Here is a 26,552-nt window from a genome sequence, read left to right on the forward strand (position 1 = left end):
ATTTTGAGTACAGTAATAGCCTTTATTATTATTTTTGGAGCGCTAGTTTTTTTTCATGAATTAGGACATTTAATTTTCGCGAAACGAGCAGGCATCCTTTGCCGTGAATTTGCGATCGGGATGGGACCAAGGATCTTTTCCTTTACGAAAAATGATACAGTCTATACAATCCGCCTCCTACCTATTGGGGGATATGTTCGTATGGCTGGTGAAGACCCTGAAATGGTCGAAATCAAACCAGGATATCGCGTCGGCTTAATGTTTGATAGTAATGAAGAAGTAAGCAAAATCATTCTTAACAACAAAGAGAAGTATCCTGACCTACGTATTATCGAAGTAGAATACGCAGATGTTGAACATGAATTAATTATCAAAGGATATGTTGAAGGTGAAGATGACGATGAGGTTCTGCAAACCTTCAAGATTAGTCGCACTGCAGTATTTGTAGAGAATGGCAAAGAGAGCTTAATTGCTCCATATGACCGACAATTTGCATCTAAAACACTTGGTCAAAGAACAATGGCGATTTTCGCAGGACCAATGATGAACTTTATTCTGGCGTTTGTTGTCTTTGTTATTATTGCCTTGATTCAAGGAATTCCGTCGACTGAACCGATGCTTGGGAAGCTAACACCTGATGGTAGCGCAAAGGAAGCGGGGCTACAAGAAGGAGATATTATTTATTCTGTTGGTGGAGCTGAAATTTCTAGTTGGACTGATGTAGTCGAAATTATTCAAAAGAGTCCAGAGAAGGAATTGGAATTTCACCTTGAACGAGATGGACAGGAGTTGACTATTCCTGTAACACCGAAGAAACAGGAAATTGAAGAGGGAGAAACGATTGGGATTATTGGGGTATACAGCCCGATGGAAAAATCTCCTCTAAAAGCAGTAGTCTACGGTGGAGAGGAAGTCTATACCTGGACAAAGGAAATCTTCTCAATGGTTGGGAAACTCGTTACTGGTCAGTTTTCCATTGATGCACTTTCCGGTCCTGTAGGAATCTATCAACAAACCGATACAGTTGCCAAGTCAGGTATTTTATACTTGATGAAATGGGCAGGAGTACTTAGCATCAACTTAGGGATTATGAACCTATTACCAATCCCAGCCCTAGACGGTGGAAGACTCATGTTCTTTGCTGTTGAAGGTTTGAGAGGCAAACCAGTTGACCGTCAAAAAGAAGGTATGGTCCATTTCATCGGCTTCGCTCTACTCATGCTCCTAATGCTCGTCGTCACTTGGAACGACATACAAAGATTCTTCTTATAAGATTATTGGCTATCTCACTAGAGGTAGCCATTGTTTTTTTCCACATATAAATTTGGCATTAATTTTTATAATTCGACAAAAATCTCATAACCCGAACTTTATGGTATAATTATTTTCGTGAATCACCTCAAAAACAAACAAACCAAATCGACACAGTCGACAGAAAAATAGATGAACCAATAGAGAGGAGAGAGAGTGAATGAGTGGTGCCTCTGACAAAAAAGAAGCATTCCAGCACTTGCTCCAGCAACTACAACTAACAGACGACCAAACAATTTCTCATTTTACCAATGCAGAAATCGATAAGGTCATGGTTGAAAGGCAAGCAAGAAAATGGCATTTTTATTTCAAATTTGAAGAAATTTTACCAAGAAACGTATTTACGCTTTTTACCTCGCAACTCGAGAAAACTTTCTCTCATATTGCTAGCACCTCCTATTCCATTCAAGTAACAAACCAACAAGCTTCAGAACAGCAAATTTTAGATTACTGGAGTACTTGTGTCCAGCAGCTTGAAGGAATGGCGCCACCTTTATTAAAATTACTCAATGAGCAGATTCCAAACGTTATAGGGAACAAGGTAGTTATAAAGGTGACGAACGATTTAGAAGGAATTGCAATCAAGAAAAAATACGCAGAAATAATTTCGAATTCTTACCAACAACTTGGATTTCCTCCTGTAGTCATTGACACAGAAATCCATGAACAAGCCTCAAATGAACAATATGAGCAATTTTTAGAAGCGAAACAACGAGAAGACCAAGAACGCGGTCTACAAGCATTAATGGAAATGGAAAAACAAGAAGCAGAAAAAGAAGCGGGGATTGAAGTTCCTTCTGGTCCACTACAGATTGGACTTACGATCAAAGATGACGCAGATTTCCGTAAGCTAATTGATATTGTGGACGAAGAACGTCGCATTGCAATCGAAGGTTATGTATTCGCAGCGGAGACGAAAGAACTGCGAAGTGGTAGAACACTTTTAACCTTTAAGATTACCGATTATACGAGCTCAATCATGGTAAAAATGTTCTCTCGCGATAAAGAGGACGCAGCTCAATTTGAACGTGTTCAAAAGGGGATGTGGCTTAAGGTCCGCGGAAGCATTCAAAATGATACATTCGTCCGCGATTTAGTTATGATCGGAAATGACTTAAATGAAATAAAACCAATTGGAAGACAAGATACAGCAAAAGAAGGAGAAAAGCGAGTTGAGCTTCACCTTCATACACCAATGAGCCAAATGGATGCAGTCAGTCCTGTTAGTAGTCTTGTTGCCCAAGCGAAAAAATGGGGCCATAAAGCGATCGCGATTACCGATCATGCGGGTGCTCAATCATTCCCGGAAGCGTTTGGAGCTGGGAAAAAGAATGATATCAAAATTCTTTATGGAATTGAAGCTAATTTAGTCGATGATGGAGTGCCAATTGCTTATAATGATGCCCATCGTCTTCTTGCAGAAGATACGTATGTCGTATTTGACGTAGAAACCACTGGATTATCAGCTGTATACGACACGATTATTGAACTAGCGGCAGTCAAGATTAAAGATGGAGATATTATCGACCGATTTGAAGCCTTTGCTAACCCGCATCATCCGTTATCTGCAACTACAATTGATTTAACGGGAATTACGGATGAAATGGTACAGAACGCACCAGAAGTAGAAGAAGTATTAAGAGATTTCCACAAATGGGCTGAGGACGCAGTATTAGTTGCCCATAACGCATCATTTGATATGGGATTCTTGAATGTCGGTTATAAAAAAAGTGGCTTAGAAAAAGCGACTAATCCTGTCATTGATACATTAGAATTAGCACGTTTCCTTTATCCTGAAATGAAGAACCACCGCTTAAATACATTGGCGAAAAAGTTTAATGTTGAATTAACTCAGCATCACCGTGCCATTTATGATGCAGAGGCAACAGGGTATTTGTTGCTTATTATGTTAAAGGAAGCCCTTGAAAAAGGAATCAGCTATCATGATGAATTAAACGACAACATGGGGAAAGGGAATGCCTATCAAAGAGCACGCCCGTATCACTGTACATTACTTGCGCAAACTGAAGCGGGGCTAAAAAATCTATTCAAGCTCATCTCCATTGCTCATATTAATTACTTTTACCGAGTGCCTCGCATTCCAAGATCGGTCCTGCAAAAATATCGCGAAGGAATACTAGTTGGTTCTGCCTGCGATAAGGGGGAAGTTTTTGAGGGAATGATGCAAAAGGCACCAGAGGAAGTAGAAGAAACGGCAAGATTCTATGATTATATTGAGGTACATCCGAAAGAGGTTTATTCTCATTTAATCGAGTTAGAGCTTGTGCAAAATGAAAGTAAGCTAGAAGACATTATTCAAAATCTCGTTAAATTAGGGGAAAAGCTCGAGATTCCTGTTGTGGCAACAGGTAATGTTCACTACTTAAACCCAAATGACAAGATTTACAGAAAGATCTTAATTAATTCACAAGGTGGGGCAAACCCGCTTAACCGTCATAATCTTCCAGACGTGCACTTTAGAACAACGAATGAAATGCTACAAGCTTTTTCGTTCCTTGGGAAGGAGAAGGCGAAGGAAATCGTCGTGACTAACACGAATAGAATTGCAGACATGATCGATGACATCAAACCAATTAAGGATGATCTCTATACACCTCGAATTGAAGGTGCAGAAGATGAGATGCGTTCGATGAGTTATGATATGGCGAAGAAAATCTATGGGGAGCCTCTACCAGAAATAGTTGAAGCGCGTCTAGAAAAAGAGCTGAAAAGTATCATCGGTCATGGTTTTGCCGTTATCTATCTTATCTCTCATAAACTTGTGAAGAAATCATTAGACGATGGCTATCTTGTTGGTTCACGTGGTTCGGTCGGTTCGTCGTTAGTTGCGACGATGACAGAAATTACGGAAGTGAATCCACTACCGCCGCATTATGTATGTCCAAGCTGTAAGCATTCTGAATTCTTCAATGATGGCTCTGTTGGCTCAGGTTTTGACTTACCAGATAAGGATTGCCCGAATTGTGGTACGAAGTATAAAAAAGATGGACATGATATTCCGTTCGAAACATTCCTTGGCTTTAAAGGGGATAAGGTACCAGATATCGACTTGAACTTCTCAGGGGAGTATCAACCTCGTGCTCACAACTATACGAAGGTATTGTTTGGTGAGGAGTACGTTTACCGTGCAGGAACGATTGGTACGGTCGCAGATAAAACGGCCTTTGGTTATGTAAAAGCGTATCAGCAGGATAATAATTTACAGATGCGCGGTGCGGAGATTGAAAGACTTGCTACTGGATGTACCGGTGTAAAAAGAACAACAGGTCAGCATCCAGGGGGAATCATCGTTGTTCCGGATTATATGGATATTTACGACTTTACGCCAATTCAATTTCCAGCAGATGATAGAAATTCTGAATGGAAAACAACGCATTTTGATTTCCATTCCATTCATGATAACGTATTGAAGCTTGATATACTTGGACACGATGATCCAACGGTTATCCGTATGTTACAGGATTTAAGTGGCATTGATCCGAAGACGATTCCGACGGATGATAAAGATGTTATGAAGATTTTCAGTGGTCCAGAAGTTCTTGGAGTAACAGAAGAACAAATTATGTGTAAAACAGGTACTCTAGGAATTCCTGAATTTGGTACACGATTTGTTCGACAAATGTTGGAGGATACAAAGCCGAAAACATTCTCAGAACTTGTTCAAATATCGGGTCTATCACATGGTACAGATGTATGGTTGGGGAATGCACAAGAACTCATTCATAACAGTACGTGTACACTAAGTGAAGTTATCGGTTGTCGTGATGATATCATGGTTTACTTGATCTATCAGGGACTCGAACCATCATTTGCTTTTAAAATCATGGAGTCGGTTCGTAAAGGTAAAGGACTATCTGACGAAATGGAAGAAGAGATGCGTAAAAACGAGGTACCAGAATGGTATATCGATTCATGTAAGAAAATTAAGTACATGTTCCCGAAAGCCCACGCTGCTGCCTACGTCTTAATGGCTGTGAGAATTGCTTATTTCAAAGTGCATTATCCGCTCTATTATTACGCAGCATACTTCACTGTACGCGCAGAGGATTTTGACATTGAGGCGATGGTTAAGGGCTCTCAAGCTATTCGTGCAAAAATTGAAGAAATCAATGCGAAGGGCTTAGAGGCGTCTACCAAGGAAAAGAACCTCTTAACTGTTCTAGAGCTTGCATTGGAAATGAACGAGCGTGGATTTACCTTTAGCAAAGTAGATTTATATCGTTCAAGTGCATCAGAGTTTATTATTGATGGAAATTCATTAATTCCACCGTTCAACTCGATCGCAGGACTTGGAACGAACGCTGCAATCAATATCGTGAAGGCACGTGAAGACGGTGAATTCCTATCAAAAGAAGACTTGCAGCAAAGAGGAAAAGTTTCCAAAACGATTATGGAGTTTTTGGACAATCATGGTTGCTTAACTGGAATGCCAGATCAGAATCAATTATCCTTGTTCTAATTGATGAATGATTCTGTCTCTGTCAAGCAAATAATGCGTTCTCATTTGCATAAAAATATTGGTTATGGTATAGTTTTATTGGAAATACTATCGATAACTCTCGTTTACAAGAGTGGGGCTACCCCACTCTTTCGTGTTGTGTAGGATAAATTTTGGAGGGAGATGTGGTTTCTAAGTACGTACTTATGAGGCAACATCTCTTACTCACAGGCTTTTATACATAACCGGCCGTATGTATCAGATACACTTCTTCCTTTTCATTCTTTATGCATTTCTATACAGATAAAGTTAGGAGGGAATATATGAGTAAAGTAATTGAAGTAGTTGAAGAAATCGCGAGTCCAATTATTAATGAACTTAATCTCGAACTAGTAGATATTGAGTATGTAAAGGAAGGGAAAAATTGGTTCCTTCGTGTGTTCATTGATAAAGAAAATGGTGTTGACATCGAAGAATGTGGAATGGTTAGTGAAAAGCTTAGTGAAAAGCTAGATGAACTTGACCCAATTCCATATAACTACTTTTTAGAGGTATCTTCTCCAGGTGCAGAACGACCTCTCAAAAAGGATAAGGATTATGAAAAGGCAATTGGAAAAAATGTATTTATCAAAACGTATGAGCCAATCGATGGCGGAAAGACCTTTGAAGGAATTTTAAAAGAATTCGGAGATGGTCAGGTTACGATTGAGATGACAATTAAGACTAGGAAAAAGACCGTGCAAATTCCGTTTGATAAAATCGCAAATGCGCGACTAGCAGTCACTTTTTCTTAAACGTTAGTTCTTTTTAAAGGTAGTGCTTGATTTAAAAACATGAACAATCAGTTTATAGTGATCTAAAGGGGGATATATTCAAATGAGCAGTGAATTGCTTGATGCTCTTGATATACTTGAAAAAGAAAAAGGAATTTCAAGAGATGTAATTATTGAGGCGATTGAAGCGGCGTTAATATCCGCGTATCGTAGAAACTTTAATCAAGCGCAAAATGTAAGAATAGACTTAAACCTAGGTACAGGTACAATGAAAGTCTATGCCCGTAAAGAAGTAGTGGATGAAGTATTCGATCCGCGTTTGGAAATTTCTGTTGAAGATGCTCGTCAGATCAATCCTAACTATCAAATTGAAGACGTAGTAGAGCTTGAAGTAACACCAAAAGACTTCGGTCGAATTGCAGCGCAAACGGCTAAGCAGGTAGTAACTCAACGTGTTAGAGAAGCAGAACGTGGTATTATTTATTCTGAGTTTATCGATCGTGAAGAAGATATTATGACTGGTATCGTTCAACGTGTAGATTCAAAGTTTATCTATGTTAGCTTAGGAAAAATTGAGGCAATTTTACCTGCTAATGAACAAATGCCAAATGAAAGATACAAACCACATGATCGTATCAAGGTGTTCATTACAAAGGTGGAAAAAACAACAAAAGGTCCACAAATCTTTGTATCTCGTACACATCCTGGTCTTTTAAAACGATTATTTGAAATTGAAGTACCTGAGATTTATGACGGTACTGTTGAAATCAAATCCGTTTCAAGAGAAGCTGGAGATCGCTCGAAAATTTCTGTTCACTCTGAAAATCCAGAAGTAGATCCAGTTGGTTCTTGTGTAGGTCCAAAAGGAGCGAGAGTACAGGCTGTGGTTAATGAGCTTAAGGGTGAAAAGATCGATATTGTGAAGTGGTCAAGTGATCCAGTTGTTTTTGTAGCAAATGCTTTAAGCCCGTCTAAGGTGTTAGATGTTATCGTTAGTGAGGAAGAGAAAGCAACAACGGTTGTTGTTCCTGATTACCAACTATCCTTAGCAATCGGAAAACGTGGTCAAAACGCACGCTTAGCTGCAAAGCTAACAGGCTGGAAAATTGACATCAAGTCAGAGACAGATGCAAGAGAAGCAGGTATTTTCCCAAGAGAAGAAGGAATTCTTTTATTTGATGAGGAAAATGACGACGATACAGAACTAAGCTTCGATTATGAAACTGACGATAATCTCGAGTAAAAAGAGGTGAGGGATGAATGAACAACAGAAAAAAAGTTCCTTTGCGTAAATGTGTCGCAACCGGTGAAATGAGGCCGAAAAAAGAACTCGTTCGCATCGTTCGTTCTAAAGAGGGTGAAGTGTCCATTGACTTAACGGGAAAGAAAAGTGGCCGAGGTGCTTATCTTTCAAAGGACAAGGACGCAATTCTTTTAGCAAAAAAGAAAAACACTCTTAAAAATCATCTTGAGGTTGATATAGACGATTCAATTTATGATGAGTTACTCGAGTTAGTAGATAAGGAGAAACGACTATCCTAATGAAATCAAATCAATGGATGTCATTGCTTGGCTTAGCCAATCGAGCACGTAAAATTATTTCAGGTGAAGAGCTCGTCGTTAAAGAAATCAGAAGCGGCAAGGCAAAGCTTGTGTTGCTATCTGCGGACGCATCGGCTAACACTGCGAAAAAAGTGACGGATAAATGCAAATCCTATTCCGTCCCAGTCCGAATGGTAGAGAGTCGCGACTCTCTGGGACAATCGATAGGAAAAGAAGCCCGTGTCGTTGTGGCTGTGTTAGATGCAGGGTTTGCAAATAAGCTGAAACAATTGCTCGATTAATTCTTGCGGGGGTGAAATAATGAGTAAGATACGAGTTTACGAATATGCAAAGAAACATAATATTTCCAGTAAAGACGTAATTACAAAATTAAAAGAAATGAATATAGAGGTTTCGAATCATATGACAACAATCGAAGATGATACAATTCAGAAGTTAGACCGTCTTTACAGCAATAAAGAGGAAAAACAACCTCAAAAAGAAAATTCTCAAGTGAACAAAGCACCTGAGAAAAAAATAGAGCAACAGCCTAAAAAGGCAATCATCGCTGACGAGGAAGACGACAAAAATGTTGGTCCTTCTACAGTAAAGGTAAAGACTGTTCCTAAAAACCGAGATGGCAAAAAAGGTGCACAAGAAACACAATCAAAGGAAAATAAAGTGTTCAAAGGGAACAACCAACCGAACAACAATTTTAAAAATAAAAACAACAAGAACCAAAAGAATAAAGGAAAGCATCAACAGCAGCAAGTAAACACTCAGCCTCCTAAGAAAAAAGAAAGAGAGCTTCCTGCTAAAATCACATTTAGTGATTCTCTTACAGTTGCGGAGCTTGCAAAGAAACTTCATCGTGAGCCTTCTGAAATCATCAAAAAATTATTCTTACTTGGCGTTATGGCTACGATCAATCAGGATCTTGATAAAGATGCGATTGAATTAATTGCTTCAGAATATGGGGTTGAAGTAGAAGAAGAAATCAAAGTCGACGTTACTGACTTAGAGGTATACTTCACTCAAGACGAAGAATCTGAATTAGTTGAAAGACCGTCTGTTGTAACGATTATGGGACACGTTGACCATGGTAAAACAACATTACTTGATTCCATTCGTAACACAAAAGTTACAGCTGGAGAAGCTGGTGGAATTACACAGCATATCGGTGCTTACCAAGTAGAAGAGAATGGTAAGAAAATTACATTCCTTGATACTCCTGGACACGCAGCATTTACGACAATGCGTGCACGTGGTGCGAAAATCACGGATATCACGATTCTTGTTGTAGCTGCTGACGATGGTGTAATGCCTCAAACGGTTGAAGCAATTAACCATGCCAAAGCTGCTGAAGTTCCAATTATTGTTGCAGTGAACAAAATTGATAAAGAAGCTGCGAACCCTGATCGTGTGATGCAGGAATTAACTGAGCATGGTTTAATCCCTGAAGCATGGGGAGGAGAAACAATCTTTGTTCCGCTTTCTGCGTTAACGGGTGAAGGAATTGATTCTTTATTAGAAATGATTCTTCTAGTTGGTGAAGTAGAAGAGTACAAGGCAAATCCAAATCGTAAAGCGATTGGTACAGTAATTGAAGCTCAATTGGATAAAGGCCGTGGCTCAGTAGCGACCCTTCTTGTTCAAAACGGAACATTAAAAGTAGGCGATCCGATTGTAGTTGGTAATACATTTGGACGTGTTCGTGCGATGGTAAATGACCTAGGTCGTCGTGTAAAAGAAGCTGGTCCTTCTACACCTGTAGAAATCACTGGTTTAAATGACGTACCTCAAGCTGGGGACCGTTTTGTAGTCTTTGAAGATGAAAAGACAGCACGCCAAGTTGGAGAATCTCGTGCTACACAAGCTCTTCAAGCGCAAAGAAGTGAAAAGACTCGTATCAGTCTTGATAATCTATTTGACCACCTTAAGCAAGGTGAAATGAAGGATCTAAATCTTATCGTTAAGGCCGATGTTCAAGGTTCTGTTGAAGCTGTAGCAGCTGCATTCCAAAAGCTTGAAGTAGAAGGCGTAAACGTGAAAATCATCCACACTGGTGTTGGTGCAATTAATGAATCAGATATCACATTGGCAGCAGCTTCAAATGCAATTGTGATTGGATTCAATGTTCGCCCAGATAATAACGCTAAACGTGCGGCTGAATCAGAAGATGTAGATATTCGTCTACACAGAATTATTTATAAAGCAATTGAAGAAATTGAAGCTGCGATGAAAGGGATGCTTGATCCTGAGTTCCAAGAAAAAATCATTGGGCAAGCTGAAGTTCGTCAAACGTTTAAGGTTTCTAAAGTTGGAACGATCGCTGGTTCTTATGTGACTGACGGTAAAATCACTCGTCATAGCGGCGTGCGTTTAATTCGTGACGGAATCGTTATTTTTGAAGGAGAAATTGATGCTTTAAGACGCTTCAAGGATGATGTTAAGGAAGTTGCACAAGGTTATGAGTGCGGGATTACAATTAAAAACTTCAATGATGTCAAAGAAGGCGACGTAGTTGAAGCATATATTATGGAAGAAGTGGAACGTTAATGATAGTTGGCCTTGCAGTGTGCGAGTGTATTATTTATGATGCACATTCTCTAAAGGAGAAGCGGTCCGTGTTGCAAAAGGTGTTGACTCGTCTCAAGCAGAGATTCAATATTTCGGTTTCAGAGGTAGAGTTTCAAGATGTCTGGCAAAGAACAAAAATTGCCATTGTAGCCGTGACCTCTTCGCATGTTTCAACTGAAACAGAACTGCAGAACGCTCTAAATTTTATCGATTCTTTTCCTGAAATTGAAAGGACGATTACAAATATAGAGTGGTTATAGGTCAGAAATTTTCGCTTTCATTTAAAATAATTATTTTTGTGAAGTGTAAGCTGTAGCTTGATTCAAGGAGCTACACTTACACTTCTATCAGACTAGAGGTGACTATAATGGGCCTTAGATCTACTCGTGTTGGAGAACAGATGAAAAAAGAGCTAGGCGAAATCATCGGACGGAAGATTAAAGACCCACGGATCGGGTTTGTGACCGTTACTGATGTTCAGGTTACTGGAGATCTCCAGCAAGCAACGGTGTTTATCTCTGTGTTAGGTGATGAAGAGCAAAGAGAAAACACGTTAAAAGGTCTTGCGAAAGCGAAAGGATTCATCCGTTCAGAGATAGGACAAAGAATCCGTTTGCGCAAAACGCCTGAAATTACTTTTGAATTTGACGAATCAATAGATTACGGTAATCGTATTGATTCCCTTCTATATCAAATTAAGGAAGAGAATCATTCTAAGGATAATGACGAGCAAGAGTAAGCTCGGGTTCTTTTTCAATAAGTACCAGGTACCACAAAACGAAGGGATAGACGAGGATGTCTATCTCTTTTTCTATGTTTAGAGTCAACGTTCCAAAATTCAAAAATGGAGGTTTCTTGATGGAAGGGATTTTACCACTATACAAACCAAGAGGAATGACATCACATGATTGTGTGTTTAAGCTTCGAAAAATTCTTCGCATGAAAAGAATTGGACATACAGGCACATTAGACCCTGAAGTCGATGGTGTCCTACCAATCTGTCTCGGTCGTGCCACTAAGGTTGCTGAATACATAACAGATGCAGGGAAGACCTATGAAGGCGAGGTCACAATTGGCTTTTCAACGACGACTGAGGATGCTGGGGGAGAAGTGGTTGAAAGAAAGTCAGTTGAGCGAAAATTTACGAGAGAAGAAATTCTTGCTTGCTTAACGAATTTGACAGGGGAGATTACCCAAACTCCTCCAATGTTCTCTGCTGTTAAAGTAAATGGGAAAAGATTATACGAATACGCACGTCAAGGAATCGAAGTAGAACGTCCATCAAGGCAGGTCACGATTTATGAAATAGACCTTTTAGATGGCAGGCAAATCTTTGAAGGAGAAACCGTTTCTTTTCGTTTCCGAGTATCATGCAGCAAAGGAACGTATATCCGAACACTTGCGGTTATGATCGGTGAAGCACTCGGCTATCCAGCACATATGTCCGATCTTACAAGAATCAAATCTGCACAGATCACTCTTGAGGATTGTATTACATTAGAAGAGGTTGAAAAGTTAGCGGCAGAAGGGTCTATAGAGAAGGTGCTAAGACCGATTGAATCGGCTTTATATTATTTGCCGAAATATGAAATAAATGATAAATTAATTGAGAAAGTAAAAAATGGCGTAGCTTTACCAATCCCTCAAGGATTTTTAGATGAAAAGGGACCGATTGTTGTTGAAACGCCAGATGGTACAGCGTTGGCGATCTATCAAGCGCATCCGCTTAAGGAAGGTCTTATGAAGCCAACAAAAGTATTGAAAATACAAGAGACCGAATAGCCAACTATATAGCTGGCTATATCTTTTTTACAAGTAGGTATAGTAGGAAATAGGTGAGAATCGCGTGGAAGTTATTCATATTCATCATCCATATAAGATTGAGCCTGGGCAATTTTTACCAATGACGATAGGCTTAGGCTTCTTTGATGGAGTACATTTAGGACATCAGAAGGTAATCAACACTGTTCGTGAGATTGCTGAAGAAAAAGGGGTTAAGAGTGCGATCATGACCTTTGATCCCCATCCGTCTGTTGTTTTACAAAAGAATGTAAAACATGTGGAGTATATTACTCCAATAAAAGAAAAGGCAAGATTGATAGAGGAATTAAATATCGATTATTTATTCGTTGTACATTTTACGAAAGAATTTGCCGGTCTATTACCAGAGGAATTTGTTGAACAATATTTGATTGGCCTAAACGTCGTTCATGTTGTCGCAGGATTCGATTATTCATATGGAAAAATGGGCAAAGGGACGATGGAAACATTGCCAACTCATTCCCAAGGTAAGTTTGAAGTCACAGTTGTTCCAAAGCTTACCTTAGAAAATAAGAAGATTAGTTCGACACTTATTCGCCAATTGATTAAAGAAGGACAGTTAGACAGACTTCCTGCTTATTTAGGGAGATTTTATACTACTTCTGGAATTGTAATCCATGGAGATAAAAGAGGTAGAACCATTGGATTTCCAACGGCGAATACAGATGTTGACGACGCATTTTTTGTTCCTCCAATTGGAGTGTACTCGGTTAGAATTCTCGTAAATGGTGTATGGCATGAAGGAGTTTGTAATCTTGGTTATAAACCGACCTTCAAAGAGGAACAGGAGCCAAAACCTTCTATTGAAGTCCATATTTTTAATTTTGACGAAGATATTTACGGACAAGAAGTAGTCATTGAATGGCATAATCGAATTCGTTCTGAAAAGAAGTTCTCCGGGATTGAGGAACTTGTTCAACAGATCGAAAAAGATAAGGAAAATGCGATTGCATATTTTAAGAAAACAATTGGCACGCAAGTGTAGTGTAAACTTAGTTGTCCATAGTTTCCACTTGCATTTTGTCGTAAAACGTTGTATTCTAATAGACGTGAATTGATTTAATAAATCATTCACGCCATAATATGAACCTTTGCTTGGCAAGTCGAGTCACCGACGCTTGCTGAAGCATTCGGGGATTTAAGAAATAGGAGGTGAAACGGATGGCAATCACTAAAGAACGTAAGAATGAACTTATCAATGAGTTCAAAACACACGAGAACGATACTGGTTCACCAGAAGTTCAAATCGCTGTCCTTACTGAAGAGATTAACAACTTAAATGAACATTTACGTACTCATAAGAAGGACCACCACTCACGTCGCGGTCTTTTGAAAATGGTAGGTAAACGTCGTAACCTTTTAACTTACCTTCGTAACAAAGATGTTCAACGTTACCGTGAGTTAATCACTAGACTTGGATTACGTCGTTAAAAGATGAAAAGCGGGATTCTTCCCGCTTTTTTGTTAGCATGAAAAACTTGGAAAATTAATACATACTCGTTTATTTTAAGTCTGAAAAAAGATGTACATACTATAGAGGTACGCTATTCTTAGCTCATAAACCTAAACGGAGCATCAAAATTTTACTTTTGAATATAATTGTCTTCTAGCAAAAAGTTAGATGAAATTTATAATAAAAAAATGTATTACATTAAATAGTTAGTTAGTAAGAGAGGGGTTAAAAAAGAATGGAACAAAAGAAGACCTTTTCTATAGAATGGGCTGGTCGTACTTTAACCGTCGAAATGGGCCAGCTTGCTAAGCAAGCAAACGGTGCTGTATTAGTCCGCTATGGGGATACTGCTGTGCTAAGTTCTGCAACAGCTTCAAAAGAACCGAAGAAATTAGATTTCTTCCCATTAACTGTGAATTATGAAGAAAGACTATATGCAGTCGGAAAAATTCCTGGTGGATTTATTAAAAGAGAAGGGCGTCCAAGCGAAAAAGCGATTTTAGCAAGTCGTCTTATCGACCGTCCGATTCGACCACTTTTTGCAGATGGATTCCGTAACGAAGTACAAGTTATCAGCATCGTAATGAGTGTGGATCAAGATTGCTCTTCTGAAATGGCTGCAATGTTTGGATCATCACTTGCATTATCTATCTCTGATATTCCTTTTGAAGGACCAATTGCTGGTGTTACAGTTGGACGTGTTGATGGAAAGTTCATCATTAATCCGAATGTAGAAGAAGCAGAAAAGAGCGATATTCACCTTGTTGTGGCTGGTACAAAAGATGCGATTAACATGGTTGAAGCTGGGGCTGAAGAAGTACCAGAGGAAACAATGTTAGAAGCAATTATGTTCGGTCATGATGAAATTAAGCGCCTTATTGCTTTCCAAGAAGAAATCGTTGCCCAAGTCGGCAAAGAAAAAACGGAAGTTGTGCTTTATAGTCTTGATGAACAATTAGAAGCTGAAATCCGTAATGAATGTGAAAAAGACATGATTCAAGCGATTCAGGTTCAAGAAAAGCATGCTCGTGAAGACGCTATTAAAGCTGTAAAAGATCGCGTTGTAGCAAAGTATGAAGAGCAAGAAGTAGACGACGATACGTTAAAACAGGTGAAACAAATTTTGGACAAGCTTGTAAAAGGCGAAGTTCGTCGCCTTATTACGGAAGAAAAAGTTCGTCCAGATGGCCGTAATCCTGATGAAATCCGTCCTTTATCTTCTGAAGTTGGACTATTACCTCGTACGCATGGTTCAGGACTATTTACGAGAGGTCAAACTCAAGCATTAAGTATTTGTACATTAGGTGCCCTTGGGGACGTGCAAATTCTTGATGGATTAGGAATCCAAGAAGAGAAACGTTTTATGCACCACTATAATTTCCCTAGCTTCAGTGTCGGGGAAACTGGCCCAATTAGAGGACCAGGTCGTCGTGAAATTGGTCACGGTGCTCTTGGAGAACGTGCATTAGAACCGATTATTCCTGATGAAAGTGATTTCCCTTATACAATTCGACTTGTATCTGAAGTATTAGAGTCTAACGGTTCTACTTCTCAAGCAAGTATCTGTGCAAGTACATTAGCAATGATGGATGCAGGGGTACCTATTAAGGCTCCAGTAGCTGGTATTGCAATGGGACTTGTGAAGTCTGGGGAACATTATACAGTTCTAACGGATATCCAAGGTATGGAAGACCACTTAGGAGATATGGACTTTAAGGTTGCTGGTACATCTAAAGGTGTTACAGCATTACAGATGGATATCAAGATTGATGGCTTATCTCGTGAAATCCTTGAAGAAGCATTGTTACAAGCGAAAAAAGGACGTATGCAAATCCTTGAGTCTATGCTTGCAACACTTTCAGCACCAAAGAATGAGCTTTCTAAGTATGCTCCAAAAATCTTAACGATGCATATCAATCCTGATAAGATTCGTGACGTAATTGGACCAAGTGGTAAGCAAATCAATAAAATTATCGAAGAAACTAACGTTAAAATCGATATCGAGCAAGATGGAACAGTCTTCATTTCTTCAACTAATGAAGAAATGAATCAAAAAGCGAAAAAGATTATTGAAGACATCGTTCGTGAAGTGGAAGTTGGACAAATGTATTTAGGAAAAGTAAAACGAATTGAAAAATTCGGTGCATTTGTTGAAATCTTTAACGGCAAAGATGGCTTAGTTCATATTTCAGAATTAGCAGAAGAACGTGTAGGAAAAGTTGAAGATGTTGTCGCTATCGGTGATGAACTACTTGTAAAAGTAACTGAAATTGACAAGCAAGGTCGTGTCAACTTATCACGTAAGGCCGTTCTTAAAGAACAACGTGAACAAAACGAACAAGCACAGAAGTAAGGAGTATTCACTCGCGTAAAGATTTTTTGTGCTCCTATACTTTTTAAAAAGTCAGGGCAAGCCCTGGCTTTTTTGTGTATTACGTACTACTACTAGGAAGATGTCTAGCTCCAGCGGCTAGCCCCTCGAGGTCGCTTCAGAAAATATGCTGAAGTTGAAGAACAAACTTCATCATATTTTCCTCCAGCGCTTGTCGGGGCTGAACAAGCCGCCTCCGCATTTGAGTGTTCTACCTTGTCCTAACCTTTCATAATTTGTTATGAAAGGAGGCAAATAAAATGAAAAAGTTTGCATATATTGCTATGATCATTTTACTTGGGGTATTAATCGTTAATAATTCTCTTACGGATCAGTATTTGGTAAAGTTAAAGGGTGATTCAGTTTTAACTAGTAAGAAAGCAGACCCTTTGTATGAGGAGATTAGCCTCAAGGCAAAGGAATATGAAAAACCCCCAATCGATGCCAAGATTGACCGAGTATGGAAAACCATTCCTGGAATCAATGGATTGAAGGTTGACATAGATGCTTCCTATAAGAAAATGAAAAAGGCTGGAGAATTTAATCAGGAAAAACTCGTGTTTACTGAAGTTAAGCCCTCCGTTCATTTAGCTAATCTTCCTCCTAGTCCAATTTATAAGGGGAACCCTGAGAAGCAGATGGTAAGCTTAATCATTAATGTAGCTTGGGGAAATGAGTACTTATCGCCTATGTTAGCGACATTGAAAAAGAATCATGTGCATGCGACCTTCTTTTTAGAGGGAAGATGGGTGAAAAACAATCCAGAACTAGCAAAAATGATTGTAGCAGCAGGTCATGAAGTAGGAAACCATTCATACACCCATCCAGATATGAAACGTTTATCTGGTCCGATGATTAGGCAGGAAATATCAAAAACTAATGAAGTCATTAAAGCAACAACTGGAAAAGTACCAACTTTACTTGCACCACCAAGTGGTAGTATGCGTGATGAAGTTGTTTCCATAGCAGCTGAATCCGATTTGAGAACGATTATGTGGAGTGTAGACACAATCGATTGGCAAAAACCAACACCTGAAGTGCTTATTCAGCGTGTGGTAAGTAAAGTTCATCCCGGTGCCATCGTATTAATGCATCCAACCGCCTCGACGGAAAAAGCACTAGACCAATTAATTAAAGAATTAAAGGGGAAAAATTTCGAACTGGATACTGTATCGGAGTTAATTAGTGAAGAAAGATAATCTCGTTCAAGAACCTAGATAGACAGGATTATTGGTTCTCTTGGATAAAAAAGGGATTATAAAGACAAGCTAAAGAAATAGAAACGATATTAGCATCGTGTTTTGGAAACAGGAGGAGTCATTGTGATAAAGAAATATACATGTCAAAACGGAGTAAGAATTGTACTAGAAAACATCCCTACTGTTCGTTCTGTTGCAATCGGAGTTTGGATTGGAACAGGTTCACGTAATGAAACACCTGAAAATAATGGGATCTCTCATTTCCTTGAGCATATGTTCTTTAAAGGAACGAAGACAAGATCAGCCCGTGAAATAGCAGAATCCTTTGACAGCATAGGGGGACAAGTAAATGCCTTCACGTCAAAAGAATATACTTGTTATTACGCGAAAGTTCTCGATAACCATGCTGGTTTCGCATTAGATGTTTTAGCTGATATGTTTTTCAACTCAACTTTTGTTGAAGAAGAATTAGCCAAGGAAAAGAAAGTTGTCTGTGAAGAGATTAAAATGTATGAAGATACACCAGACGATATTGTTCACGATTTACTAAGCAAAGCAATCTACGAAAATCATGCTCTGGGTTATCCAATCTTAGGGACAGAAGAGACGCTTGATACGTTCAATGGAGCAAAATTGAAGGAATATATGCATGATACATACACGCCAGAGAATGTTGTTGTCTCCATTGCTGGAAGCATCTCAGATACATTTATTGCTGAAGTCGAGAAGTATTTCGGTAGCTATGAAGGCGGAAAACAAGAACAAGTAGATTCGAAACCAACTTTCCATACGAACCGACTAGCTCGTAAAAAGGAAACTGAACAGGCTCATTTATGTATCGGTTATGAAGGACTTCAAGTTGGCCATGAGGATATTTATAATTTGATTATCCTGAATAATGTCCTTGGTGGAAGCATGAGTTCTCGCTTGTTCCAAGATGTACGTGAACAAAAAGGACTTGCATATTCCGTATTCTCTTATCATTCCGCTTACCAAGATAGTGGAATTGTTACGATTTATGGAGGCACAGGTGCAAAGCAATTGGATGAATTATATGATACCGTCCAAGAAACACTCTCTAAGCTTAAAGCTGAAGGAATTACAGCGAAGGAATTGAATAATTGTAAGGAACAGCTTAAGGGAAGCCTAATGCTCAGCCTCGAAAGTACAAATAGTCGTATGAGTCGTAACGGGAAAAATGAATTAGTCTTAAAACGTCATCGTTCCCTTGACGATATTGTGCTAGAAATTGATAAAGTCACAAAAGAGAATGTAGACAAATTAGCAAATAAAATTTTTACAGACCAATTTTCGGTTTCGTTAATTAGTCCAGACGGTGCCCTACCAAAAAATTTAGTATAAACAACTCCCCAGCAAGGTGTGCTACTTTGCTGGGTGTTTTTTTAAAAAAGAGCTTATTCTAAAATCTCTTATTCCTCGATACATATATAAAGAGAGGGATTGAAAGGAGATTTATCTGATGAGACTAAGCGAACTAAGTGGAAAAGAAATTGTCGACGTCAAGAAGGCGGAGCGCCTAGGAGTTCTGGGCCAAACCGACTTAGAAATTGATGAAAGAAGCGGTCAAATAAGAGCATTACTCATTCCATCATTAAAATGGTTTGGTTTTAAACGCCAAGGCGGAGAAGTGAGAGTTCCATGGCGGCATATCAAAAAAATCGGAAACGACATGATCATCATCGACATCCCCGACGACGAGGATTGACTTTTAAGTCAGTCCTCTTTTTTATTGGCTAAAAAAGGAACACTTTTGAAATTGCGTATTCCTTAACCAAATTTGACTGATTTAGTCGGATAACTCACCGATCGCAAATTTCGAACATATGATGTTGGAGTAGTTCGCAATATGCTTTTTTTAACAATTCATAATGAGTAACTGGAAAAGGCAATCACTCTAAAACATTATGAATGTTTCTCTCCTAATTTAGGATTCCTTAAAAAAGAAGGTGGATGTTTTATGCTGACAGGATTGCATTTAGCAGTCATCGGTGGTGATGCAAGACAGCTAGAAATTATCCGTAGACTTACTGAACTCGATGCAAAACTCTCCTTAATCGGTTTTGAACAACTTGATCATGCTTTCTCTGGAGCAGTCAAAGAAAAAATCGATGAGACAGATTTCTCCACAATCGATGCGATTATTTTACCAGTAGCCGGAACAAGTTTAGAGGGTCAGGTAGAAACGATTTTTTCAAATGAAAAGGTGTATCTAACAGAAGACATCTTACTCGATACGCCATCCCATTGCACAATATATTCTGGAATAACGAATGCTTATCTAGATGGAGTCACCAAAAAAGCAGACCGCCGACTCGTTCAGCTGTTTCAAAGAGATGATGTCGCCATTTACAACTCAATTCCTACCGTAGAAGGAACCATCATGATGGCGATTCAACACACTGATTTTACCATTCATGGTTCAAACATCATTGTTCTCGGTCTCGGAAGAGTTGGTATGACTGTTGCTAGAATATTTGATGCTTTAGGTGCTCATGTAAAGGTCGGGGCAAGAAAAACGGAACATATAGCGAGAATAACGGAAATGTCGCTCACTCCTTTTCATTTAAAAAACCTCGATGAACATGTAAAAGACGTTGATATTTGTATAAATACGATTCCTCATTTGATCGTTACAGCATCCGTCATATCGAAAATGCCTTCCCACACGTTAATTATCGACATAGCCTCTAAACCAGGTGGTACAGACTTCCGCTATGCCGAAAAAAGGGGAATTAAGGCTTTGCTTGCACCAAGCTTGCCTGGGATCGTAGCTCCTAAAACAGCAGGTCAAATATTGGCGAACGTTCTTTCACAAGTATTAAACGAGGACTTACAATCACGAAAGGGGTAAGCAACATGAGCTTAAATGGAAAAAGAATCGGTTTTGGGTTAACAGGATCCCATTGCACTTACGATGCGGTTTTTCCGGAAATTGAAAAATTGGTAAATGCAGGGGCTGAAGTGTTGCCTGTTGTAACCTTTACTGTTAAAAATACAGAAACCCGCTTTGGAAAAGGGGAGGATTGGGTTCAAAGGATTGAAGATATTACAGGGAACAAAGTCATCGATTCGATTGTCAAAGCTGAGCCGTTGGGACCAAAAATTCCATTAGATTGTATGGTGATTGCACCGCTGACTGGAAATTCTATGAGTAAATTCGCCAATGCGATGACAGACAGTCCCGTTCTTATGGCCGCAAAGGCTACATTACGCAATCGAAATCCAGTTGTCCTAGGCATCTCAACGAACGACGCGCTAGGATTAAATGGTGTGAATCTTATGAGACTAATGGCCACAAAGAATATTTATTTTGTTCCTTATGGTCAAGATGACCCCGTCAATAAACCCAATTCATTGGTAGCCCGTATGTCTTTAGTATCGGAAACGATCGAAGCAGCGATAAATGGAGAACAATTACAGCCAGTACTAGTAGAAAAGTATAAAGATCTAAACTAAAGTAGCATTCCTAACATAGATGTTAAATCTTAATGCCGATATTAAGGCAGTGAAATACTTTTTAGCTCTACCCATGTAAATTGTAAGCTCTTTTCTCTTTATTTAAGACTTTGTCCCTTTGAAAATAAGCCTAATTCCATATATGTTAGAACCTAAAGCATCACTTTTTGAGAAAAGAGCTATTACTAGTAGCAAAAATTTATTTCTTTAAAGTATGAATATGATAAAATAGATGGTATCATTGAATAAATTTCATGATGCTTGAAGATTTAGTCAAACTTTTTACATTGCGAAATTGACTCTATTTTAATTATTTCTAAGAAGAGGGAAATGGTTCATTAACTCTCCCTCTCTTAGAGTTAAACTTACAATCAGATATTGAAGTGTATGGAAGGGGAAACATTTGATGGCAGAAAGAAAAGCATTTCATGTAGCAGTAGTTGGAGCAACAGGCGCAGTAGGGCAGCAAATGCTCAAAACGCTTGAAGATAGGAATTTCCCTATTTCTAAATTGACTGTTTTATCTTCAGCCCGTTCAGCTGGAAAGGCAGTCCTTTTTAACGGACAAGAGCATATTGTCCAAGAAGCAACTCCAGACAGCTTTGAAGGAGTAGACATTGCTCTATTCAGTGCTGGAGGAAATGTATCGAAGGAATTAGCGCCTGAAGCTGTAAAGAGAGGTGCCATTGTCGTTGATAATACGAGTGCATTCCGTATGGATGAAAATACTCCACTTGTTGTTCCTGAAGTAAATGAAGGAGATCTTCATCTTCATAATGGAATTATTGCAAATCCAAATTGCTCAACGATTCAAATGGTAGTAGCCCTACAACCTATTTTTGAAAAATACGGGCTAAATAAGGTGATTGTGTCAACTTATCAGGCTGTTTCAGGCTCTGGTACTCAAGCGGTTGAAGAACTGTACGAGCAAACAAAAGCGATCATCAATGAAGAGAGTTATGAACCGAAAATTCTTCCGGTAAAATCAGACAAAAAACATTATCAAATTGCATTTAATGCGATTCCACAGATTGATAAGTTTGAAGCGAATGGTTATACATTTGAAGAAATGAAAATGATAAATGAAACAAAGAAAATCATGCATTTACCTGAGTTAAAGGTCGCTGCTACCTGTGTACGTCTACCAGTTGCTACTGGGCACTCTGAATCTGTTTATTTTGAAGTGGAACAGGATGGAGCAACAGTAGCGGATATTAAAGCATTGTTAAAGGATGCACCAGGTGTAGTCCTACAGGATGATCCAGACAATCAAATCTATCCAATGCCAGCTGATTGCGTTGGAAAAAATGATGTGTTTGTCGGAAGAATTCGCCAAGACTTAGACGAAGTAAAAGGATTCCACATGTGGGTGGTATCAGATAACCTTCTCAAGGGTGCAGCATGGAACTCTGTTCAAATTGCTGAGAGCTTAATAAAGATTGGACTAGTTAAATAATTTGCTTCATTTGAAATTAGACATCATGAGGTTTTCTTAATAATTGAGGTGTTACGATGAAAATAATCGTTCAAAAATTTGGAGGAACATCTGTAAAGGATGAAGGAGCTCGAGAATATGCGAAAAAACATATTCAAAAAGCATTATCTGATGGCTACAAAGTTGTTGTAGTTGTATCAGCCATGGGACGAAGTGGTGATCCATATGCAACGGATACTCTCTTATCCTTAATAGGTGGCTCTAAAACAAAAGTAACAAAGCGAGAGCAGGATTTATTGCTTTCTGTCGGTGAAGCTATTTCTAGTGTAGTTTTTACAAATATGCTATTAGATAATGGTGTAAATGCTACTTCACTTACTGGAGCACAGGCAGGATTTAGAACAAGTGCAGATCATACCAATGCAAAAATCATCAAAATGGAATGTGATCGTATCATTGAAGAATTTAAAGAATATGATGTTGTTGTGGTTGCTGGTTTCCAAGGTGCAGCCAAAAATGGCGATACGACGACCATTGGTAGAGGTGGAAGTGACACATCAGCAGCTGCATTAGGTGCAGCACTTCAAGCAGAATGGGTCGACATTTTTACGGATGTAGAGGGCATTATGACTGCGGATCCAAGGATTGCGGAAAATGCTAGACCATTAACGGTGGTAACGTATAACGAAGTTTGTAACTTGGCTTATCAAGGTGCAAAAGTGATTCATCCACGAGCCGTTGAAATTGCGATGCAATCGAAAATTCCGATTAGAATTCGCTCAACATATACGGACAATCCGGGGACTTTGGTTACTTCGATCAGTAGAAACAACCATGGTAGTGATATTAAAGAGCGAACAGTAACAGGGATTGCCCATCTTGCCCCGGTTACGCAAATCAAGGTTTTTGCTAAAAAAGGCCAATACAATCTGCAAACAGAAGTTTTCAAGTCAATGGCAAATGAAAAAATCAGTGTAGATTTTATCAATATTTCTCCTAATGGTGTTGTGTATACCGTTACAGATGAGATGAGCGATAAAGCAGAAAAGATACTAACTGACTTAGGCTACGAACCTGAATTGGAAAGAAATTGTGCGAAGGTTTCCGTTGTTGGAGCCGGAATCGCGGGCGTTCCTGGAATTACAGCAAAAATTGTATCAGCATTATCTGAAAAAGGAATTCGTATTCTACAATCTGCAGATAGTCACACGACCATTTGGGTATTGGTGAAGGAAGATGATCTTGTAACGGCTGTGAATGCCCTACATGACGCTTTTCAACTTGAGAATGACACCTTCGAATATGAACGGATGGAAAATTAATAAAGAGAAAGGGTAGTCTTTTTGAGTTCGAAAAGGCTACCTATAAAAAGGTTAAATGTACTCAAGGGAGTGTAAATATGGCTTTATTTGGTAGAGTTTCGACGGCAATGGTAACCCCTTTTGATAATAAAGGGCATATCGATTTTGCAAAAACGACTCAATTAATCAAATATTTAATTGAAAATGGTACCGAATCATTAGTAGTTGCGGGTACAACAGGTGAATCGCCAACGTTAACGAAGGAAGAAAAGATTGCTCTTTTTCAGCATGTCGTAAAGGTTGTAGATAAGCGTATTCCGGTTATTGCAGGTACAGGCAGCAACAATACCTATGCATCTATCGAGCTAACAAAGAAGGCAGAGCAGCTTGGAGTAGATGGGATTATGGTGGTTGGGCCATATTATAATAAGCCAAATCAAGAGGGACTTTATCAGCATTTTAAAGCAATTGCGGAAAGTACGACATTGCCTGTAATGGTGTATAATATTCCTAGTCGCTCTGTTGTAAATATTTCACCAGAAACGATCATTCGTTTATCAAAGATCCCGAACATTGTAGCCGTAAAGGAAGCAAGTGGAGATTTGAGCGCGATGACGAACATCATTTCGAATACAGATGATGATTTTTACTTATATAGCGGTGACGATAGTCTTGCGTTACCAGTTCTATCGATTGGTGGAGCAGGGGTAATTTCCGTTGCATCCCACATTATCGGGAATGAATTGCAAGAGATGGTTCAAGCATTTTTAGATGGTGACACGAAGCGCGCAGCTAAACTCCATCAAGAGTTATTACCAACAATGGTAGAACTCTTTAAAGCACCGAACCCAGTTCCGGTTAAAACGGCTCTACAATTAAAAGGGTTGAATGTTGGCTCCGTTCGTTTGCCACTTGTTCCTCTGACAGAAGCAGAGAGAAACAATTTAATTGCTTTAATTAATGTAGAAAAATAATGCTCAGAAACGGCTTGAAAAACTCAGGCCGTTTTTGTGTTTTATTGGACATTCTGAAGGCCTGTAGAAGTTGCTCCTACTTAATTTTGTTGGAAAGGATTTCTATTTTCAAGTATAATGAGGATAACTGATCCAGCTCGTAATACAACAAGTAGGAGGAAATATAAATTGAACATACGAACGAATGAAAACATCAAGGTAGTGGCTCTGGGGGGAGTCGGAGAAATCGGGAAAAATATGTACATAGTAGAAGTGGACAATGATTTATTTGTCCTTGATGCTGGTCTTATGTTACCTGAGAATGAAATGCTCGGTATTGATATTGTTATTCCTGACATAACTTATTTAACGCAAAACAAGGAACGGGTAAAGGGGATATTTTTAACGCACGGACATGAGGATCATATTGGAGCATTGTCATATGTATTGCGTCAACTTCAAGTGCCGATTTATGGGACGAAACTAACACTTGCATTAGCAAAGGCCATCATCAAAGAACAGGAGTTTAAAGGGAAAGCGGAGTTTATCGAAATCAATTCTAATACCATGTTAGAGTTTGATGAGGCGAAAGTATCCTTTTTTAAAACGAACCATAGTATTCCTGATTCTGTTGGGATTGCTATCCATACTTCAAAGGGTGCAGTTGTGTATACAGGCGATTTTAAATTTGACCAGACTGCAAATGAGCTTTACAAGCCTGAAATCGGTAAGATGGCTCAATTAGGTGAAGAAGGTGTCTTATGTCTGTTATCTGATAGTACAGACGCTGAAAAACCGGGGTATACTCCATCAGAAGCTGTTGTCATCAGAGAAATGAAAGATGCTTTTTATAATGCAAGAGGAAGAATTATAGCAGCATCCTTTGCTTCGGATTTGAATCGCATTCAGCATATTTTTGATGCTGCCTATGAAAGTCGTAGAAAGATTGCGGTTGTAGGCAAAAGCCTGCAAAAGGTTTTTGATATTGCGATTGAACTTGATTATTTGTATGTTCATCACGAACTCATTATTCCAATTAATGAGTTAAAGGATTATGCTGATGACGAGCTAGTCATTTTAACGACAGGAATGCAAGGTGAGCCGATTGAAGCCTTACAAAAAATGGCGAAAGGCCAACATAAGCAAGTTAATGTTCAAAAAGGCGATACAGTATTAATTGCAGCTTCACCGCTACGTGGTAGAGAAGTGTTCGTTTTTAAGACGATAGACATGTTAAGTCGAGCTGGAGCAAATGTAATCTCTGGTAGACGCTTAGTGAATACATCTAGCCATGGAAGCCAAGAAGAACTAAAATTTATGCTCAACTTAATGAATCCTAAATTCTTTATTCCTGTTCATGGAGAGTATAGAATGCTTCGTGCTCACAGTAAGATTGCCAAGGAGATTGGCATAACTGATGATCGGATTGCTGTCATTGACAAAGGAGAAGTAGTCGAACTGAATGGGGACCAAATCAAAGTTTCAAGCAAGGTAGCCGCAGGAAATGTGCTTGTCGATGGGAATGGTGTTGGAGATGTAGGCAATATCGTTCTACGAGACAGAAAGCTATTGTCACAGGATGGCATTTTAATTGTCGTTGTTACTTTGAATAAAGCAGAGAAGAAGGTGTCTGCTGGTCCAGAGATCATTTCTCGTGGCTTTGTCTACGTCCGTGAGTCAGAAGAACTGATGGAAGAATCGGTTAATCTAGTCCGAGGAATTGTTGAAAAGAATCTACAGAAGGACTTTTTTGATTGGACTACTATTAAGCAAGATATGAGAGACGGCTTGAATCAGTATTTATATGAAAAAACAAAACGCAGACCGATGATCTTACCGATCATTATGGAGGTCTAATCCAAAACGACACTAGTTGT

22 protein-coding genes are annotated in these 26,552 nt (G+C 39.0%); all 22 read left to right on the forward strand.

Annotation, left to right across the window (positions count from 1 at the left end):
- Positions 1 to 3: 3 nt before the first annotated feature.
- The 22 genes from rseP to FAR12_RS03100 all read left to right on the forward strand — a co-directional run bounded on the left by rseP (position 4) and on the right by FAR12_RS03100 (position 26,532).
- A complete protein-coding gene (gene rseP, locus FAR12_RS02995) occupies positions 4 to 1,272 on the forward strand; it encodes an RIP metalloprotease RseP (protein WP_126406023.1) in 1,269 nt (422 codons plus the stop codon).
- 199 nt (positions 1,273 to 1,471) lie between these two features.
- Positions 1,472 to 5,791 (forward strand): PolC-type DNA polymerase III, encoded by a 4,320-nt coding sequence (locus FAR12_RS03000; RefSeq protein ID WP_126406026.1) that lies wholly within the window; start codon positions 1,472 to 1,474, stop codon positions 5,789 to 5,791.
- Positions 5,792 to 6,093: 302 nt separating this feature from the next.
- Entirely contained in the window at positions 6,094 to 6,564 is a 471-nt protein-coding gene (gene rimP / locus FAR12_RS03005; RefSeq protein WP_126406029.1) for a ribosome maturation factor RimP, read from the forward strand.
- Positions 6,565 to 6,646: 82 nt separating this feature from the next.
- The gene (nusA, locus tag FAR12_RS03010) at positions 6,647 to 7,786 is read left to right on the forward strand and encodes a transcription termination factor NusA (protein WP_126406031.1); all 1,140 of its coding nucleotides are present in this window, start codon (positions 6,647 to 6,649) and stop codon (positions 7,784 to 7,786) included.
- A gap of 17 nt (positions 7,787 to 7,803) precedes the next feature.
- Positions 7,804 to 8,085, forward strand: a complete 282-nt coding sequence (rnpM, locus tag FAR12_RS03015; RefSeq protein WP_126406034.1) for an RNase P modulator RnpM — start codon at positions 7,804 to 7,806, stop codon at positions 8,083 to 8,085.
- Complete coding sequence (locus FAR12_RS03020) at positions 8,085 to 8,387, forward strand: YlxQ family RNA-binding protein (RefSeq protein WP_126406038.1); 303 nt, start codon at positions 8,085 to 8,087, stop codon at positions 8,385 to 8,387. Before rnpM ends, FAR12_RS03020 begins: the two co-directional genes overlap by 1 nt.
- A 19-nt stretch (positions 8,388 to 8,406) precedes the next feature.
- Positions 8,407 to 10,644 (forward strand): translation initiation factor IF-2, encoded by a 2,238-nt coding sequence (gene infB, locus FAR12_RS03025; protein ID WP_126406041.1) that lies wholly within the window; start codon positions 8,407 to 8,409, stop codon positions 10,642 to 10,644.
- Positions 10,644 to 10,925 (forward strand): DUF503 domain-containing protein, encoded by a 282-nt coding sequence (locus tag FAR12_RS03030; RefSeq protein WP_126406044.1) that lies wholly within the window; start codon positions 10,644 to 10,646, stop codon positions 10,923 to 10,925. Before infB ends, FAR12_RS03030 begins: the two co-directional genes overlap by 1 nt.
- 107 nt (positions 10,926 to 11,032) lie before the next feature.
- A complete protein-coding gene (gene rbfA, locus FAR12_RS03035; protein ID WP_126406045.1) occupies positions 11,033 to 11,404 on the forward strand; it encodes a 30S ribosome-binding factor RbfA in 372 nt (123 codons plus the stop codon).
- Between the two features lie 119 nt (positions 11,405 to 11,523).
- Entirely contained in the window at positions 11,524 to 12,447 is a 924-nt protein-coding gene (gene truB, locus FAR12_RS03040; RefSeq protein ID WP_126406048.1) for a tRNA pseudouridine(55) synthase TruB, read from the forward strand.
- 64 nt (positions 12,448 to 12,511) lie between these two features.
- On the forward strand, positions 12,512 to 13,471 hold the full coding sequence (gene ribF / locus FAR12_RS03045) for a bifunctional riboflavin kinase/FAD synthetase (protein ID WP_126406051.1): 960 nt from the start codon (positions 12,512 to 12,514) through the stop codon (positions 13,469 to 13,471).
- Between the two features lie 176 nt (positions 13,472 to 13,647).
- On the forward strand, positions 13,648 to 13,917 hold the full coding sequence (gene rpsO, locus FAR12_RS03050; protein WP_126406054.1) for a 30S ribosomal protein S15: 270 nt from the start codon (positions 13,648 to 13,650) through the stop codon (positions 13,915 to 13,917).
- A gap of 257 nt (positions 13,918 to 14,174) precedes the next feature.
- The gene (gene pnp, locus FAR12_RS03055; protein WP_126406057.1) at positions 14,175 to 16,292 is read left to right on the forward strand and encodes a polyribonucleotide nucleotidyltransferase; all 2,118 of its coding nucleotides are present in this window, start codon (positions 14,175 to 14,177) and stop codon (positions 16,290 to 16,292) included.
- A 278-nt stretch (positions 16,293 to 16,570) separates the two neighbouring features.
- Complete coding sequence (locus FAR12_RS03060) at positions 16,571 to 17,509, forward strand: polysaccharide deacetylase family protein (RefSeq protein WP_126406060.1); 939 nt, start codon at positions 16,571 to 16,573, stop codon at positions 17,507 to 17,509.
- Between the two features lie 123 nt (positions 17,510 to 17,632).
- On the forward strand, positions 17,633 to 18,871 hold the full coding sequence (locus tag FAR12_RS03065; protein WP_126406063.1) for a M16 family metallopeptidase: 1,239 nt from the start codon (positions 17,633 to 17,635) through the stop codon (positions 18,869 to 18,871).
- A gap of 118 nt (positions 18,872 to 18,989) precedes the next feature.
- Positions 18,990 to 19,235 carry a YlmC/YmxH family sporulation protein gene (locus FAR12_RS03070; protein WP_126406066.1) on the forward strand — a complete coding sequence of 82 codons (246 nt, stop codon included), beginning with the start codon at positions 18,990 to 18,992 and terminating at the stop codon, positions 19,233 to 19,235.
- Positions 19,236 to 19,487: 252 nt separating this feature from the next.
- Positions 19,488 to 20,381 (forward strand): dipicolinic acid synthetase subunit A, encoded by an 894-nt coding sequence (dpaA, locus tag FAR12_RS03075; RefSeq protein WP_126406068.1) that lies wholly within the window; start codon positions 19,488 to 19,490, stop codon positions 20,379 to 20,381.
- A gap of 5 nt (positions 20,382 to 20,386) precedes the next feature.
- Positions 20,387 to 20,986: a dipicolinate synthase subunit B gene (dpaB, locus tag FAR12_RS03080; RefSeq protein WP_126406071.1), complete on the forward strand. Its 600-nt coding sequence runs from the start codon at positions 20,387 to 20,389 to the stop codon at positions 20,984 to 20,986.
- Positions 20,987 to 21,392: 406 nt separating this feature from the next.
- The gene (asd, locus tag FAR12_RS03085) at positions 21,393 to 22,442 is read left to right on the forward strand and encodes an aspartate-semialdehyde dehydrogenase (protein WP_126406074.1); all 1,050 of its coding nucleotides are present in this window, start codon (positions 21,393 to 21,395) and stop codon (positions 22,440 to 22,442) included.
- Positions 22,443 to 22,498: 56 nt separating this feature from the next.
- Positions 22,499 to 23,743 (forward strand): aspartate kinase, encoded by a 1,245-nt coding sequence (gene dapG / locus FAR12_RS03090; RefSeq protein ID WP_126406076.1) that lies wholly within the window; start codon positions 22,499 to 22,501, stop codon positions 23,741 to 23,743.
- 77 nt (positions 23,744 to 23,820) lie between these two features.
- On the forward strand, positions 23,821 to 24,696 hold the full coding sequence (gene dapA, locus FAR12_RS03095) for a 4-hydroxy-tetrahydrodipicolinate synthase (protein WP_126406079.1): 876 nt from the start codon (positions 23,821 to 23,823) through the stop codon (positions 24,694 to 24,696).
- A 168-nt stretch (positions 24,697 to 24,864) separates the two neighbouring features.
- Entirely contained in the window at positions 24,865 to 26,532 is a 1,668-nt protein-coding gene (locus tag FAR12_RS03100; RefSeq protein WP_126406082.1) for a ribonuclease J, read from the forward strand.
- Positions 26,533 to 26,552: the final 20 nt, after the last annotated feature.

The sequence above is a fragment of the Bacillus yapensis genome (genome assembly GCF_005280205.1).
GTDB lineage: Bacteria > Bacillota > Bacilli > Bacillales > Cytobacillaceae > Robertmurraya > Robertmurraya yapensis.